Origin of the sequence: Methanobacterium congolense (genome assembly GCF_900095295.1) — an archaeon.
Lineage (GTDB): Archaea > Methanobacteriota > Methanobacteria > Methanobacteriales > Methanobacteriaceae > Methanobacterium_C > Methanobacterium_C congolense.
This window is the reverse complement of the sequence record NZ_LT607756.1, coordinates 629,439-644,440: the sequence shown is the minus strand read 5'-3', so window position 1 is coordinate 644,440 and position 15,002 is coordinate 629,439. Positions and strand designations below refer to the sequence as shown.

Sequence of the window (15,002 nt, the reverse complement as noted above, 5' to 3'; positions counted from 1 at the left end):
TGGATACTCCATAAAATGACATTTAGAAACCTTTGAAACCCGATAAAAAAATGGGTGTCCCATTATTATTTATGGTATTAAAAAAAATAAATAGTATCTGGTGAGTTTTCATGGATAATGATGATCTGGTGAAAAATCTGAAGATTGTACTGATTGTTGCCCTTGTAATTGGAATTGTGGCTGCTGTACTCTATTTAATCTATGGACTGGCCCTTATCTGGCAGGCAATGGCTGCAGGCATCCTAACGGGATTCCTGGTTTTGATGCTGATCCTGTTCATTGCACTCTCGATCTACCTTTGGATAAAAAATTTCTTAACCAAAAGAGAATTGAAAAGGGTTGAAACAGAACTGATGAGTTGTAAAACCCAATTGAAGAAGTTTCAGAGGGAACAAAACGAAAATTAAAATGTTTACCCTAAAAATGAACCATTAAATAATGTGAGAACCAAGGATAATTGTAAAAAAAGTTTTAAAAGAAAGATTCAGGATATGAAAAAATGATAAACCACATCTTCGGTCTTGCAGTAAGGGTTATTCTCACGGATCCCGATGGTAAGATCCTCATCATCAAACGATCAACAGAGTCCAAGACCAACCCTGGACGATGGGAGCTTCCAGGTGGAAAGGTGGACCAAAACGAATCAATCGACCAGGCACTTTTAAGGGAAGTCTACGAGGAAACTGGACTTAAAATAACCCCAGATCATGTTGTGGGTGTTTCAGAGCAGAATCTCCATATAATTCGTGCCGTGCACATCATAATGTCCGGCAGGATAATTGAGGGAGAACTGACATTAAGCCCTGAACATGAAGGTTACGCATGGGTATTTTTAGAGAACCTTTCAAACTACGAACTGGCAGACTGGCTTCATGACTTCATAACCAACCAGAAAAGTTTGATAGAGGATTACAAGGAACATGAAACTGAAACTACAGACGATGCTGAAGAGATACTGAAAAGAGGCCTCAAATCCTTGAAAAAATCATTGAACAATTTCATTGAAAAGAACGACCCCAGAAAACCATCATAATTCATTAAAATTTTTCGTTTTAACCATTCGTTATTCTTTTAATTATTCATTTTAAAAAATTTCTTTTAAAAATTTCATTGACAAAAAATCTTTTTTTCATAGTTAACCCTTCAAAAAGGTAATCAATACTTCAAAAAAAGTTTTTTATTTATTTAAAGGGGTTTTATCTTATTTTAAATATTTTAAGATTTATTAAAAAATTTATTTTATTCAAGTAATTCCCCTACCTCCAAAAATGTCCCTCTTTCATGATTTATAGATCAAAAATCATAAAATAAGTGAAGGAGGTTTGATGGTGATGGTTGAAATAGACTTCAGCATGGATAACATCAAAAAATGCCTTTGCACACATTGCCATGTGCAGCTTCAAAGCCAGTGCGTCAGGGACAAGGAGAAAATTCTGCTTGAGATAACCATGCAGGATCTGGACAGTCCCATGATGATGGGGCCAGATAGAGTCCCAGGACTGTACTGTTCCACAGGAAAAGCTGTATGCAAAGATATTGACACAAGCCAGGTTTGTCGATGTGAGGAGTGTCCAATATGGAGGGAATACGATCTTTTGGACTGCGAACCTATGGCGTATTTTTGCAGGGATGGTAAAACCCTGAAGAGGTAACTGAAAATTTTTATAATCCTAGTAAAGGTTTATAATCCGTGTGAAGGAATTCATATCCACGATAAAGGAACCATCAATACTTAAAAAAATAGTAAAATAAAAAAAAAGAGTACGGCCTTATTTAACGTACTGTTTCACATTTTTTCTGATTATAGCTGAAGCTCCGTAATTTTTAACTCCTTTGAGCATCTCTGGAAACTTGATCTTTGGAATTAAAACGTTGACCTGGGAGAAGTTCTTACCCTGAACAACTGTGGGCTCGTCTGAGCAGAAGACATTGGATACTAAAAAGTCCTTCACTTCTTCCACACTTTCATTGGATATGTTGAATTTCACATCGAAGTACTTCCTGGCTTTTATTGCACCGAAGAGCTGTTCGAATATCATCTTCACCTTGGCTTCCTTTAATCCACAGCAGCTTGGTCCGGCGTAGAGCCCTGCACTTGATTCCATTATGGTTTCAAGTTCCCTGAGACCAGCTTTACGGAGGCTGTTTCCTGTCTGGGTGTTGTCAACGATTATGTCAGCTCCCTTGGCTATATAAACCTCAGTTGCACCATCTGAGTTGATTATCTGAACCATCTCATTCTCACCGTCAACAAGTCCCCTGACCTGTACCATTGGACTGGTTTCACCGAAGATTTCCCTGTAACCTTCGTTGTTCATGAAGTGCTGTTTTGTGAGGTTTGGGTATTCTGTGAAGCAGAGTATGGGTGTTTCACGTTCCCTGTTCACCCTGAAAAACTCAGTAAGCGATGTGTAAGGTGAATCATTGGGAACTGCCACTATGAGTCTGGTTTGTCCGTAGTCAAGGTCACCTATCTTTTTTATGGTTCCCTCACTGTTCACAGATTCTTCATTCACCCAGTCCTCCCCTATAATTGCGATGTCCAGCATCTGCCTGAGGAGTTCCACAGGAGCGCTTTGAGGTCGTGTTAAGAATGCCTTTATCTCTGGATCGTTTAATATGTTGATCTCATTGGATTCATTGCCAGGTTCGTATCCCCTAACTTCATAACCTGCATCAACGAATAATTGATGAGTGTTTCCCCTGTTCACATTGTTTAAACTCCCTTTTGGGAGACCTAATACTATCTTGTCCATGTTTAAACGAGATAAAAATTAAGATATAAATTTTTCTATATCATCTTCAGAATTTTTATACATTGAATTGGAAAATAAAAAAAGTGATGAAGTTTTTGTGGATTTAAGTAGATTTAAAACCTAATATCCATTTAAATCAGCTGTAGATTTAACCATGAAGATTATAAACCTCTTCATATGGCTGCAGTATAACGAATCCTTCTCCTTCGAATTTCATCTGGTAGGTTTCACCGCTGTCCTTGCCTATGAGGGTTTTGAAGTCTATGTTGGTCTTGAGAGAGGGACTTATTCCTCCAGACCATGCAACAGTTGCATTGGGATCAGTCATGACAGGATGTCCTGGTTTCACTTCAAGCGTCAGAGGTGTGTAATGGGTTGTTATTGCTACCATTCCTGTTCCCTCAAGTTTTATGTTGAACAATCCTCCAGACATCATGCTTGAGCCCTGGCTCATGATCTTTATGTCCCATTCGATCCCATCCTCAAATGCAAGGACATCGTTTCCATTGACGTATATCCTTTCATTTTGAAGGTTCAGTATGGTTACAGTTTTACCGTTATCAGCCAGATAAACATGCCCATATCCATCCATCTTCATCATGGTGGTGGCTTCCCCTGTAACTGCCTTTTTCACGAATTTTCCAAGGCCGTGTTCAAGTGATCCTTCTCTTTTGAAGTGTACATCACCTGTGTAAGCTATCATGGCCCCCTTCTTTGCCCAGACCCTTCCATCCAGTTTAACGTCCAGCAGATGATCGTTTTCAAGTTCAAAGGTTTCATCACCTGAATCCTTCTGCATGGTGTTTCTCACGAATTCAGTTACGGAGTATTTACTTGTGAATCCAGTATCTTCACATAATTGGGGTTTAATTGTATTTTCATTGGAATTTAATTCAGTTTTTATGTTTTCCCCACAGTTTGGGCAGTATTTTGCATCTCCAGTATCGGTTCCACAACTTGGACAGTACATTATCTTAACACCTCAAAGAGTTATAATAAAAAAAGTTATGAGTACTGCTTAATATAATTATCCAGTGCAACACCAGTTTAAAAGGTTAAAAAATCATCTGAACAATTACAAATAAAACTGCCCACAGTATGAATTCTGAATCTGCAATGGAACATAAATTTTGCCATGAATCACTATTTAAATTCTTACATGCTCGTTTCAAGTAATAGTAAGTGTAGAAATAGAAGGGTATCAATAAAAGGGCTGTTAAAGGAATTATTTTAATGTAAACTCCTATTATCAGGGGTAAAAATGCTGTGAAGTTTAGGATATGCAGGAATTTAACTGCATTCTCCTTACCCAACATCACAGGAAGCGTTTTTAAGTTTTCCTTTGCATCAGAACTGCAATCCTTCAAATCAAAAAATACAGCGTTTACCATTCCTTTTAACGTTATGAAAATGAATGCTATGAAAAAAGAAGACGTTATTTCCATTGAGTAATATAATGGAATGAAAAAAGTTCCTGATAATGACCACGTCAATACAGTGTAAACGTTCTTGAATAATGGAATTTTTTTTGTTATCTTTTTAAACAAAGTAGCGTAAAAAATACCTCCCACTGTAATTAAAACTATAAAAACAGCCAATTGGATGCTTGAGAAGATCAGGATCAGTACTATAAGTAAAATTAAATAAGTCACCAGTATAAATGGATAAAATCTATCCTTTTTAAGATATCTGGCCCTTTCTTTGTTGGTGGAATTGTCTTTGTCCAGATCATGATGGTAATCATAACTGTAGACTATTAAGGGCAGAAGATAAGATATTAAAAGTAGTGGGATGCTCACATGAGTGTTGGTAAGATTTGAAGTTGTTAAAATAAGGGAAGGTGCCCCTAAGGCAGTTAAATATCCCCCATGAACAACTTTGTTTATAAGGATGTTTAGGTATCTTTCATGGGGATTTCTTGAAGATTCATAGGAATACATCAAACCCCTTACCGCTTCCAGTAATTGAACAACAGATGATCCTTCTCAGCCTTAAAATGTATTACTATAATATTAAATCATGTTTTATATTATAATCTTTCGGATTTATCCAGAATATTGGTTACTTTTTCATCCAATTCTATGCCAGTTGGTAGCTTGAGCCCCATAAAACATATTAACTAAGAAGAATAAAATAATATAAATTCAATGAGGGGAATAGCTTTATGAATGTTTTTGCAACCATATCATTCATTGCTTTCATGCTATGTTTTTTCATGGGCAACTTCATCTATCATAAAAATCCAGAGAGTTCCCTAAATAGAACAGTGGCAATTTTATGTATTTTAGTAGGATTTCTGGCATTTGTGGAGTTTGAATACCTGCAGGTGGTTGACTTTCAAACTGCCTACTTCTGGTTGAAGATCAGTGGACTGTGGCCCCTTGTACCAGCATTACTTCTGCATATTTCCCTCATCTTCACAGAAAAAAAGAAACTTTTAAGGAACAAACTTACCTACATCGCAATATATGTGCCTGCATTGATAATAACAATTTTCGGCATGAGTACCCCCCTCATGCTTGAGGGTATCCTAAGGGAGTACTGGGGCTGGACCTACATCTTCCCAAAAAATTCTCTACTTTTTATTTTGATGAGTGTCTGGACTGTGATCTGCATCATGATCTCTGGAACATTGTGCTTCCTACACTACCTAAAATCCCATCACATCGAAAGGATGCAGGCAAAGTACATGCTTGCAGGCCTTTACCTACCCCTGCTTGTAAGTTTCTCAAGCGATTTTGTGTTCCCCACGGTGTCTGTAAGGTTGCCTGAAATTAGCATGACCATGTCAACAATTGGTATCACATTCATAAGCTATGGAATATGGAAGTATGGGTTCCCAGCCCTTACTGCAGCATCAGTTGCAGATGAAATAGTTTCCACCATGTCTAACTTTCTGATACTTCTGGATAGTCAAAAAAATATAATCACAGTTAATAACGCCACATCAGATCTTCTGGAATACGCTAAAAATGAACTTGAAGGATTCCCAGTGAAAAAAATCTTTGCAGAAGAGGATCAGGAAAAATTCATATTCAGTGGAGATTATCTAAATACAAAGAAGGGATCAAATTCCATGAACATGGAATTGAACTTCGTTAACAACTTTGAATTAAATTTGAAATCAAAAAAGGGATTGGAAATTCCAGTTATAATCTCAAAATCGTTTATAAAGAATGAAGAAGGTTTGATTGTAGGCATAATACTCATTGGGAATGATATCAGAGATATAAGATCGGTTGAAAATCAAATTGCATCTGCACTTGAAGAAAAAGAGTTACTGCTTCAGGAGGTGCATCACAGGGTTAAAAACAACCTTCAGATCATATCCAGCCTTCTGAGCCTTCAATCAAACTACGTCAAAGAACCCGAAGACCTGGAAGTCTTCCAAAACAGTCAAAATCGTGTTAAATCAATGGCTTTAATACATGAACAACTCTATCAATCCCCAAATTTCACCCACATAAACTTCGAAGATTATATATGGAGTTTAATGAACTACCTCATATCTTACTACAAACCCAACCGAATCAACCTTAAAATTGATGTTAAGGACATATTCCTGGGTATAGATACTGCAGTTCCCTGTGGCCTCATAATAAATGAACTTGCAACCAACTCCATAAAACATGCATTTCCAGATTCAATGCAGGGAAAGATTGAAATAGGACTTTACAGTGATGGATATGAATTTGAACTCATTGTTAGTGATGATGGAATTGGCTTTCAGGAAGCTGTCGATCTTGAAACAACTGAACACCTTGGACTGAGACTTGTTTCTGCCCTAACTCAACAGATAAATGGTACCATAGAACTGGATAGAAGCAATGGCACCAAGTTCAGAATTAAATTTCGTGAACTGAAGTATGCAAAGAGAATTTGAAGTCATTGCATTAAATCAGATTTAAATTTCAACTATTATCTCATTCCTTCGCAAAAAGCCTGGAACCAATGGATTATTGTACTGGGCCACAACCAAATTTGATTTAGACTTTATTCCATTTTTATCCATGTATTTAATCATTTCATCCATCTTTTTCCGTGCCATATCTTTTTTAACCCTTCCTGAAAACTTCAAAACCAGTGCCCGCTGATTTTTAATCTCTTTAAACTTTATTCTATCATCATCTGGCTCTGGAAGGTTTTCAAGCCCATATTCTTTGGGCATTGTAAATGATATCCTGTAAATATTTTCTTCCCTTCGTTCCCCAGTAACTGGTACGGTCATGGAGATTTTCTCAGATCCTCCCTTGGATGATGAAACTTCTTCTTCAGATACTGGGGCAGTCATATTTATTTTAGAATGTTTCCTGTTGGCTCCAAAGATGTAGTTTGCAAGTATAGAAAATCCTTTCCCAATTGCATCATCAAAATCTCCCTCAACATCCACCTGTGCCAGTACGTAGTGCCCATAGTTTCTGATTTCGAAGGTACCATCTTCAAACTCAACTGAGTATTCTGGACTTTCAACCATACCAACCCTCCATTTGTTAATTAAAGTAAAAAAATTCTTTACCATTAAATAATTTGTAAATCAAATAATAAGTAACTAAACATTTTATCATAAAGGGGGTTTGATAAGATGGACAATGATGAAAGAAGGGAAATAATATCCAAGTCTCCAATCAGTTTTGAGGGGCTTCGAAAACTGAATATGGGTGCTGGAAGCCTGCACCTCATCCAGGGAATTTTAATGATTGCTCTGGGCATTCTTTTGACCTGGAACAGGGATATATACACTTTTTACCTGAAGTTTCAGGTTATTCCACCAAACGTGTTCAAGGTTGCACCGGATCCAACTGTTGCATTTACAGTGGGCTACCTAGGAGTTATACTCGCATCGTTTCTACTGATCTCAGCTGCTGCACACTTCATAATCGCATTTTTAAGGAACAAAGAGTACAATGAAAACCTTAAAAAGGGAATGAATCCTTACAGATGGTATGAATACGCCCTTTCAAGTTCCATAATGATTGTAATACTCGCAACATTTGTTGGAGTCTGGGATCTATGGTCTTTGGTGATGATATTCATCTTAAACGCCATGATGATCATGTTCGGTTATCTCATGGAGAAGATCAACCAGTACCCTAAAAAAACAGATTGGTCACCCTACATTCTGGGATGTGTTTCAGGGTTAACACCATGGATAGTGATTGCAGCCTACTTCGTAGCAGCTCTTGGTTCATCAGCAACCAAACCACCAACTTTCGTTTATCTGACGCTTTTAATTTATTTCATAATGTTCAACACGTTCTCAGTGAACATGGTACTTCAGTACAAGGGTGTTGGAAAGTGGAGGGATTACCTCTACGGTGAACGGGTTTACATACTCCTGAGCCTCATAGCAAAGACTGCGCTGGCATGGTTGGTATTTATAGGGGTTTTTGCTCCGTTTTAGACAAGACCATATTTGAAGGTCATAAAAAAAATGTTTCATTAAATAATACACTACTTTTTTTTCTTTTTTAACTTAATTTTTTAAGTTAAAATTGATTTAAAATTTGTATCAGAACCATTTGAAGAAATTATTTAGTTTAGACGTTAATATTACCAATTAAGTTAATGGACATGGAAATTTGAAGATAATAAATTGAGTAATCAAAGTTCAATTAATGTTAAGGTTTAAAAAACTTGTTTTAAGGAAAGTCCAGCTTCAGATCCATATCCATCAAATCCTCAAGTGCCCCTACAAATTCCATGAAGGAATCTGGGAAGTCATTAGCCCCTTCAGACTCAACTTCCATATCTTCAAGGGATATTTGAACCTTCCACTGAGTTCCATCAAAGCAACAGAGATCGTAGTGTTCATTCCACTCCCACAATCCAATATCATCCATCTTATCCCAGAAATCCGTCCATTGATTTTCACTGGGGGTTACGGGTTCAGTGGGGTTTACTCGCTCTGAAGTTTCATCAATTTTTCCCTCTTTGTATAAAAGGTCATTATTTTTGATTGTTACTGAAAATCTCTCTTCTGAATGGAGAATTGAACCATACTCCACAAGAAACCTATCTGGAATCATATCATTCACGATTTTTATCTTAAAAAAGATTTTACATCTTAAAAATTTTAAATCCACCAACAACAGTTCATTTAATCTCTTTGCCCACATTAAATGCTTTTGCAAGATATTTTCCTATTGAGTAGTATGCCCTGCCTGCGGGGTCGTATAGGAATGGTTTTACCTTTTTTATGTCTGGATTTCCATCTGGATCTAGAACAGATTCATCCACTTTAACATCTATTATCTCACCGTTCAGCTGGACGTGCATCCCAAGATCTGCTTTGTGAACCAGTTTGCATTCGAGAACCATTGGAAACTCCCCAACGTATGGCGCATCCACCAGTTCACTTTTAACAGGGGTTAAGCCTGCTTTTTCGAATTTATCTGCGTTTCTTCCAGATACGATTCCTGAGTAGTCTGCCTCCATGACATGTTCCTCTGAGGGTATACTTACCGTGAAGGCCTCCCTTTCAAGGATGTTCTCGTAGGTGTATCTGTGTTTCTGGAGTGAAATTGAGACACATGGTGGGTTTGAACAGGATATACCTCCCCATGCTGCTGCCATTATATCAGGTTTTCCAGCTTTGTCGTAGGTCCCAACTATGAATACTGGTGTTGGGTAAACTATTGTTTTTGCTCCTATGGATCTTTTCATGATTTTATCTCCTAAAAGATTTTATATCCGATTTTGTATCCTAAAAACTTCTTGATTTATTTTAAATTACTATTTAATTTGTTGAATGATTATTTATTGAATAATTTATTGTGGAATAATTTAAATGAAGTTGTTTGAAAATGCTATCAATTTTAAACATGGTGAGGATTCATTACAAGAGATACTCCAGGCTAAGTTTTCCTACCAGTGCTCGTAATGTACAATCTGGGACAGCTCTTTACGTGTTTTAGGTTGTGGCTCATCAGCAGGATAACCCAGAGTTGTGAATAAAACTGGTTCAACACCTTCAGGTAAATTCAGTACCTTTCGAGCTGCATCTGCATTGAAAGCTGCTATCCAGCAGGTTCCAAGTCCTAAATTTGTTGCTTCAAGTATCAGGTGATCCATGGCTATTGTAACATCCACTTCACTGTAGTTTTTACCATCACGACGAACCCATCCTTCCTCAGGCACTGCACATCCGCAGATAACTAGGGGTGCCTGAGTGAACCACTCTGCACCATAGATCGTCTTCAGTTCCTCTTCTCTTCCCTCAGTATTCACAACTATGAATTTGAAGGGCTGTTTGTTGGCTGCAGTTGGTGCAACACGCACAGCTTCCAGGATTTTTTCCAGTTTTTCTCCTTCAACAGGTTTAGATTCATATCTGCGCACACTGTACCTTCCCTTAATTAAATCCATAAATTTCATTGGAACACCACCTATAACCTACCACCTATAACCTATTTAATTTCTTAAATCCATTAAAATTTAAATCCACTATAAGTTAATTCAAGTCTTCTGCCAAATAAGATCATATGAACAAAACCTGAACAGCACATTGAGTAGGACTGGACTTGATCCTTGAAAACTATGAAATAAACTAAGTTTTCAGACGGATATTATAATTATGAGAATTGTTTTTAAATAAATTTGTTCATATCTAAAATGAAGTTAAAAAAATGAAAATGAATTTAAAGAAGATGAATTTAATCTTTGAAGGTTTCCATCAAGTTTCAGGAGGATTAACATGAAGATCAACCTAACAGAAAAATGTCCAAAGTGTGGATGTCAGGATAAAACAATTGAAAGAAAAATACAGGATGAACACCTTGCTTTCGCCACCACAGGAACCGTTGTATGCTCAAAATGTGGTTACGTCTTTAATACACCAGAAGAAAGTGAAGAAACTGATGAAAGTGAAGAATGAATTCATTTCATCAAGCATGCTGTGGAAAATGAAAATCAGGACGTAAAAATTAAATCTTTATGTCCTCTAAGTTTTTATAAACCTATATACTTTTATAAAACTTCAAATTTAAATGAATGGGCCAATTTCTTTCAATTATTCTAAGAAAAATCATGCCAATCTTTGCTGGAAGAAACAGTATAAACACATATCCGTTAATTTTTTTAAAAAGTTGGATAATAGGGTTCAAATTTAGAAAGATTTGGCCATATAACTCTATATAACTAAATACTGAAAAAAAGCTTTTAATATGAATCATACTCCTTTTTAAGAAAAAAATTATATAATTGGGCCATTTTTAGATGTTTAAAATAATGGACAGATCGTTGATGATTCAAAAAACAATTTAAACCAATTAAAAATATTTATACTTATTTATAACAGTTATTTTTCAATTTAAATTCATTAAAATCCTTTGAGTACTGTTTGAATTCATCCATACAGTAACAACCATATTTCAAGCACAAGATGGCGTTGAAAAAAGGTTTAATTAGTTCTCTTTTTTTGAAAATAAGGTTTGAATGAGCTTATTTATCCATAAGTGAAACCCCATTAACTGCTCCCTGATCATCAATTTCAATTCCTGCTGAAAACGTTTTAAATCCAAAAAAGAGTTTTATGCTTGCCTTTTTTTCGATTTTAGACCAAAACCTTTATAAGTTATAGTGAGGTATCTAAGTTGGTGCCAAAAAAGTCCTGCATTACTATTTTTAAAAGTAGGACACGGAGGCGGTACAATTAAGCGAAAATCCATACTTGCATTACTATGCGCGTTAGGCATGGTGATGTGCATCCTGCCGGCAACACTGGCAGTAAATACATCAAATACTTCACAGGAACCTTCTAAGGTCACTTCAAGTGGAGTTAAAGAAATTAAAGAAGTTAAAAAGTTAAATGCAGCTTCTTATTATTACAAGAAAGTTGTTAAGTACAAAAAGGTGGCTTACTACAAAAAAGTAGCCTACTACAAAAACCACAAAAAATACTACAAGTACAAAAAGTACTACAAGTACAAGAAAGTTGTGACCTACAAAAAGGTTTACAGAACAGCAAAAGCAGCTTCAACCTACAAAACAAGTGTAAAGGTTTATAAATCCGTTGCAGGGTACAACGTGAAGAAAACTTCAAGTACTGTTACTGCAACTGCAAAATGTTCCTGCGGTGCATGTGGGAATTATAATTACCACACAGCAAGTTTTAAGAACTACTGTCCACACTGCCACAAATCAGGAGTTCTCGTATGGAACCCTAAGGGAACAGCAGAGGGTGAATGGACATGTTCCAGCTGTGGTGCAGATTACTGTGCTGCAGATGGTAAGGAAAAAGTTTACAGCAGCCCCAAATATTTAACAAAAGTTTAAATAATAACTTCAAAGCCTGTTAAAATCAAACAGGTTTTTAATTTCTAATTTTTTTAATTGATTTTTTTAATTGATCCCGGAAAAAAGGAAATCACAGCTAATTCTACTTACCCTCGAATTTTTAGTTGGTTTAAACATTGATTTAAAATAGTGATCGTATCTGAGTATCATATTATATTCAGATTATTGTTGATATTATTATTTTATTATGGATATTCACAAAATTTATTGAACACATCCAATTAAATTGGAGATAAATTTGAAAGCCAACATAAAATTGATAAAAATATTTTAGTAAGGTTGTTGAAATTAGTTTTAAAGACATATTTTTATAATTTTTTGAAGGATTTAGATAATAAACAATTTTTAATTTGAACAGATTCATTTCCAATAAAACCTATAAATACTAGGAAGGATTAACAAATGTAATCTGAAACTAATGTGCTTAAATAAAATAAGCTGTCAAATTAAATAAAACAACACGTAAAATAATTTGAAGGTTGATAAAATGATGGTTAAGGAATGGTGCATGTACTGCGGGGAATGTGCCGGCGTATGTCCCCGATCACTTATAGAAGTCAGGGAAACAAGTTTAATATTCAACGAAGAAGGATGTAAAGACTGCCAGATATGCGTACAGGTATGTCCTGTGCAGGCTTTAAGCAAAGAGGAATGAGTAGAGGAGATGAAGATATGAAGTTAATTGAGACTGATGTTCTTGTGATAGGTGCAGGTCCAGCTGGTTCATCCACTGCAAAACATGCAGCACTCAACGGTGCTGATGTTATCATGATCGACAGAAAATCAGAGATAGGTGCACCTAAAAGATGCGCAGAGGGTGTTTCCAAGGAAGGGCTTAAAAAACTTGGAATAGAACCTAACCCTCGGTGGATTGCAAGGGAATTAAGTGGTGTGCGTCTTGTAGCACCAAACGGAACAGATGTCTGGTTGAACGAGGAAAAGGTCAAACTCCCAGAGGCAGGTTACATATTAGAGAGGAAGGTCTTCGACAAACACATGGCAATGGATGCAGCACGTGCCGGAGCCAAAATAATGGTCAAAACCCTCGCAAGGGGAATGAGAAAGGATGGAGATGCTTACATCGTGAGCTGTCAACGCATGGATGAGGACTTCGAGATCAAAGCCAAGATCATCGTTGGTGCAGACGGACCTGAATCCCGTGTTGGAAGGTGGGGTGGCCTTAAAACCTCATTAAAGCCAAAAAACATGGAATCCTGTGCTCAGTTTGAAATGGCAGGCCTTGAACTTGAAGATCCATACTCAATAGAGTTCTACTTTGGAAGTGTTTCCCCAGGTGGTTACGCATGGATATTCCCAAAGGGAGATGACATAGCAAACGTTGGACTGGGTGTTTTAACAACCGAAACTGATAAGACTGCTTACCAGCACCTTTTGGAGTTCGTTGAAAACTGCCCAGCAACCAAGAATGCTCAAGCAGTTGAACTGAACGTAGGTGGAGACCCTGTTGGAGGTATGCTCAAGCATCTGGTTGCAGACAACGTACTCATAGTTGGAGATGCTGCAGGTCACGTTAACCCACTTACAGGTGGAGGAATAAACACTGCACTGGAAGCAGGAATGTACGCAGGTGAAGTGATTGCTGCTGCCATTAAAGAAGGAGATTACTCCGAAAAAAGGCTTAAGGAATATCAGGATATCTGCAAAGAAAATATAGGTGATTCATTCGTTAAGTACGCCAAAACCAAGGATTATTTACTATCTGTTTCCGATGAAGAACTGAACAAAATAGCAGATGCCTTCCAGGAAATTGAACTGGACAGTATAAGCACAAAGGAACTAATAAAAGTTCTTGTAAAGGTTTCACCTAAAGCTCTGGTAAAATTAGGGAAAATATTCTGATTGATTTAATATCTGAATCAATCCATGAATATTAAGACTTAAAATTAGTAATATTTTCCATTAATATTTCCTATTTTTTCTTTTTTCTTAATTTTTAGTTTTTATTCAACTTTAAAGTGTTTTTTAAAAGATTATGTAAAGTATGCATATCAAAAAAAAGACCAGTGCAACTTGATGATACAACCTGTCAGCAATGCACATCATCGTGTCCTTCTGGATAAAGAGGGATAAATAAAGAGGTATTCCTGCAATAAATGCGGGTAAAACTGCAACTGCAAATTGTACAAGGTTCATGGTCCCAGAATAAAGGACATATATGAGTGTTACACCTGCTACAGTTCCAACAACACTCGCCTGACCAGTCTTGGATTTGTACATCATGTATGTGCCCAACCCTGCCATGTACATAAAGAAGTAAACACTCACTGGAACCAGGAAAAGGTTGTCAAGGAGTACACAACAGGATGCTATTCTCAAAACAGAGTTGGTTGCTGTACTTGCAAATGGAGCTAAGACTGTATCCTTAAGCCTTATTGGAGGTACTGTGTATATGACTTGATTTAAAAGCATGAGCGCCATTATGAGTGTGAAAACAGGTTTCATGAATGCAAATGATATCAGGAACACTGACGCAATTATTAAACCAAAAAAAAGCATTATCCATTTCTTTTCTATGCTGTTTTCTATGAAAGCCCTACCCTTCTTAGTTACATCGTTCCGGTCTAACTCAAGATCTGTAAGGTCATTTAAGCTGTAAAGAGCCCCCCACAGTACAGATACCAGTAAAAGACCTCCAAGTATTTCGTAGGGATTATTTATGGTTAAATTTGTAAAATAAGCATAAGTTAGGGCTAAAAGATACATATTAACCGTTTTAGATGCCCATGTTATTCTGGTTGACTTTATAAGGATTTTTATCATTTTATCCCCACGTAAATAAAATTTATGCATCTATAAACTCTCTTCAAAGTATTTGTTATTCTGAAGCAAAGATATGATTACTTGAAAAGGGTTCGTCTGCAAAGTTAGTTGCATGAATTCATAATAATAATTTTACCTAGTCTTCTTAGTTTGAATTGAAATCATTCCATT

The 15,002-nt window shown here is 36.5% G+C and carries 17 protein-coding genes; 9 read left to right on the top strand and 8 right to left on the bottom strand.

Annotation, left to right across the window (positions count from 1 at the left end):
* Positions 1–110 precede the first annotated feature (110 nt).
* The 3 genes from MCBB_RS03125 (at position 111) to MCBB_RS03115 (ending at position 1,652) form a co-directional block, all read left to right on the top strand.
* Complete coding sequence (locus MCBB_RS03125; RefSeq protein ID WP_071906400.1) at positions 111–407, top strand: hypothetical protein; 297 nt, start codon at positions 111–113, stop codon at positions 405–407.
* 92 nt (positions 408–499) lie between these two features.
* Positions 500–1,033, top strand: a complete 534-nt coding sequence (locus MCBB_RS03120; RefSeq protein ID WP_071906399.1) for an NUDIX hydrolase — start codon at positions 500–502, stop codon at positions 1,031–1,033.
* A 292-nt stretch (positions 1,034–1,325) separates the two neighbouring features.
* On the top strand, positions 1,326–1,652 hold the full coding sequence (locus tag MCBB_RS03115; RefSeq protein ID WP_331709797.1) for a DUF2769 domain-containing protein: 327 nt from the start codon (positions 1,326–1,328) through the stop codon (positions 1,650–1,652).
* Positions 1,653–1,769: 117 nt separating this feature from the next.
* On the opposite strand, the gene hisG is transcribed toward MCBB_RS03115, so the two are convergent.
* The 3 genes from hisG to MCBB_RS03100 form a co-directional block, all read right to left on the bottom strand.
* Positions 1,770–2,756: an ATP phosphoribosyltransferase gene (hisG, locus tag MCBB_RS03110; protein ID WP_071906398.1), complete on the bottom strand. Its 987-nt coding sequence runs from the start codon at positions 2,754–2,756 to the stop codon at positions 1,770–1,772.
* 148 nt (positions 2,757–2,904) lie between these two features.
* Positions 2,905–3,726: an AIM24 family protein gene (locus MCBB_RS03105; RefSeq protein ID WP_084789743.1), complete on the bottom strand. Its 822-nt coding sequence runs from the start codon at positions 3,724–3,726 to the stop codon at positions 2,905–2,907.
* 85 nt (positions 3,727–3,811) lie between these two features.
* Entirely contained in the window at positions 3,812–4,696 is an 885-nt protein-coding gene (locus MCBB_RS03100) for a UbiA family prenyltransferase (RefSeq protein WP_145976000.1), read from the bottom strand.
* Positions 4,697–4,920: 224 nt separating this feature from the next.
* Between MCBB_RS03100 and MCBB_RS03095 the strand changes: the two genes are divergently transcribed.
* Positions 4,921–6,639, top strand: a complete 1,719-nt coding sequence (locus tag MCBB_RS03095) for a histidine kinase dimerization/phosphoacceptor domain -containing protein (RefSeq protein WP_071906396.1) — start codon at positions 4,921–4,923, stop codon at positions 6,637–6,639.
* A 21-nt stretch (positions 6,640–6,660) separates the two neighbouring features.
* On the opposite strand, the gene MCBB_RS03090 is transcribed toward MCBB_RS03095, so the two are convergent.
* The gene (locus MCBB_RS03090; protein ID WP_071906395.1) at positions 6,661–7,230 is read right to left on the bottom strand and encodes an SOUL family heme-binding protein; all 570 of its coding nucleotides are present in this window, start codon (positions 7,228–7,230) and stop codon (positions 6,661–6,663) included.
* Between the two features lie 108 nt (positions 7,231–7,338).
* Here MCBB_RS03090 and heR point away from each other — a divergent pair, with 108 nt between their 5' ends.
* Positions 7,339–8,157 carry a heliorhodopsin HeR gene (heR, locus tag MCBB_RS03085; protein ID WP_071906394.1) on the top strand — a complete coding sequence of 273 codons (819 nt, stop codon included), beginning with the start codon at positions 7,339–7,341 and terminating at the stop codon, positions 8,155–8,157.
* A 238-nt stretch (positions 8,158–8,395) separates the two neighbouring features.
* Here the strand turns inward: heR and MCBB_RS03080 are convergent, their stop codons facing one another.
* The 3 genes from MCBB_RS03080 to MCBB_RS03070 form a co-directional block, all read right to left on the bottom strand.
* On the bottom strand, positions 8,396–8,791 hold the full coding sequence (locus MCBB_RS03080) for a hypothetical protein (RefSeq protein WP_171899073.1): 396 nt from the start codon (positions 8,789–8,791) through the stop codon (positions 8,396–8,398).
* Positions 8,792–8,849: 58 nt separating this feature from the next.
* Positions 8,850–9,419: a flavin reductase family protein gene (locus MCBB_RS03075; protein ID WP_071906392.1), complete on the bottom strand. Its 570-nt coding sequence runs from the start codon at positions 9,417–9,419 to the stop codon at positions 8,850–8,852.
* 201 nt (positions 9,420–9,620) lie between these two features.
* Positions 9,621–10,130 (bottom strand): nitroreductase family protein, encoded by a 510-nt coding sequence (locus tag MCBB_RS03070; RefSeq protein WP_071906391.1) that lies wholly within the window; start codon positions 10,128–10,130, stop codon positions 9,621–9,623.
* A gap of 319 nt (positions 10,131–10,449) precedes the next feature.
* Between MCBB_RS03070 and MCBB_RS03065 the strand changes: the two genes are divergently transcribed.
* From MCBB_RS03065 to MCBB_RS03045, 4 genes are all read left to right on the top strand, one after another.
* Positions 10,450–10,629: a TIGR04165 family Cys-rich peptide gene (locus MCBB_RS03065; protein WP_071906390.1), complete on the top strand. Its 180-nt coding sequence runs from the start codon at positions 10,450–10,452 to the stop codon at positions 10,627–10,629.
* 704 nt (positions 10,630–11,333) lie between these two features.
* Complete coding sequence (locus MCBB_RS03055) at positions 11,334–12,029, top strand: hypothetical protein (protein ID WP_145975998.1); 696 nt, start codon at positions 11,334–11,336, stop codon at positions 12,027–12,029.
* 508 nt (positions 12,030–12,537) lie between these two features.
* Positions 12,538–12,705, top strand: a complete 168-nt coding sequence (locus MCBB_RS03050; RefSeq protein ID WP_071906387.1) for a 4Fe-4S binding protein — start codon at positions 12,538–12,540, stop codon at positions 12,703–12,705.
* A 17-nt stretch (positions 12,706–12,722) separates the two neighbouring features.
* Positions 12,723–13,910 carry an NAD(P)/FAD-dependent oxidoreductase gene (locus MCBB_RS03045; protein ID WP_071906386.1) on the top strand — a complete coding sequence of 396 codons (1,188 nt, stop codon included), beginning with the start codon at positions 12,723–12,725 and terminating at the stop codon, positions 13,908–13,910.
* A gap of 123 nt (positions 13,911–14,033) precedes the next feature.
* On the opposite strand, the gene MCBB_RS03040 is transcribed toward MCBB_RS03045, so the two are convergent.
* Positions 14,034–14,831 (bottom strand): UbiA prenyltransferase family protein, encoded by a 798-nt coding sequence (locus MCBB_RS03040; RefSeq protein ID WP_071906385.1) that lies wholly within the window; start codon positions 14,829–14,831, stop codon positions 14,034–14,036.
* Positions 14,832–15,002: the final 171 nt, after the last annotated feature.

What these genes read in the sequence shown, in the direction of transcription:
- MCBB_RS03125 (WP_071906400.1), top strand. Translation starts at nt 111, where the DNA reads ATGGATAATGATGATCTGGTGAAAAATCTGAAGATTGTACTGATTGTT.
- MCBB_RS03120 (WP_071906399.1), top strand. Translation starts at nt 500, where the DNA reads ATGATAAACCACATCTTCGGTCTTGCAGTAAGGGTTATTCTCACGGAT.
- MCBB_RS03115 (WP_331709797.1), top strand. Translation starts at nt 1,326, where the DNA reads ATGGTGATGGTTGAAATAGACTTCAGCATGGATAACATCAAAAAATGC.
- hisG (WP_071906398.1), bottom strand. Translation starts at nt 2,756, where the DNA reads ATGGACAAGATAGTATTAGGTCTCCCAAAAGGGAGTTTAAACAATGTG.
- MCBB_RS03105 (WP_084789743.1), bottom strand. Translation starts at nt 3,726, where the DNA reads ATGTACTGTCCAAGTTGTGGAACCGATACTGGAGATGCAAAATACTGC.
- MCBB_RS03100 (WP_145976000.1), bottom strand. Translation starts at nt 4,696, where the DNA reads ATGTATTCCTATGAATCTTCAAGAAATCCCCATGAAAGATACCTAAAC.
- MCBB_RS03095 (WP_071906396.1), top strand. Translation starts at nt 4,921, where the DNA reads ATGAATGTTTTTGCAACCATATCATTCATTGCTTTCATGCTATGTTTT.
- MCBB_RS03090 (WP_071906395.1), bottom strand. Translation starts at nt 7,230, where the DNA reads ATGGTTGAAAGTCCAGAATACTCAGTTGAGTTTGAAGATGGTACCTTC.
- heR (WP_071906394.1), top strand. Translation starts at nt 7,339, where the DNA reads ATGGACAATGATGAAAGAAGGGAAATAATATCCAAGTCTCCAATCAGT.
- MCBB_RS03075 (WP_071906392.1), bottom strand. Translation starts at nt 9,419, where the DNA reads ATGAAAAGATCCATAGGAGCAAAAACAATAGTTTACCCAACACCAGTA.
- MCBB_RS03070 (WP_071906391.1), bottom strand. Translation starts at nt 10,130, where the DNA reads ATGAAATTTATGGATTTAATTAAGGGAAGGTACAGTGTGCGCAGATAT.
- MCBB_RS03065 (WP_071906390.1), top strand. Translation starts at nt 10,450, where the DNA reads ATGAAGATCAACCTAACAGAAAAATGTCCAAAGTGTGGATGTCAGGAT.
- MCBB_RS03050 (WP_071906387.1), top strand. Translation starts at nt 12,538, where the DNA reads ATGATGGTTAAGGAATGGTGCATGTACTGCGGGGAATGTGCCGGCGTA.
- MCBB_RS03045 (WP_071906386.1), top strand. Translation starts at nt 12,723, where the DNA reads ATGAAGTTAATTGAGACTGATGTTCTTGTGATAGGTGCAGGTCCAGCT.
- MCBB_RS03040 (WP_071906385.1), bottom strand. Translation starts at nt 14,831, where the DNA reads ATGATAAAAATCCTTATAAAGTCAACCAGAATAACATGGGCATCTAAA.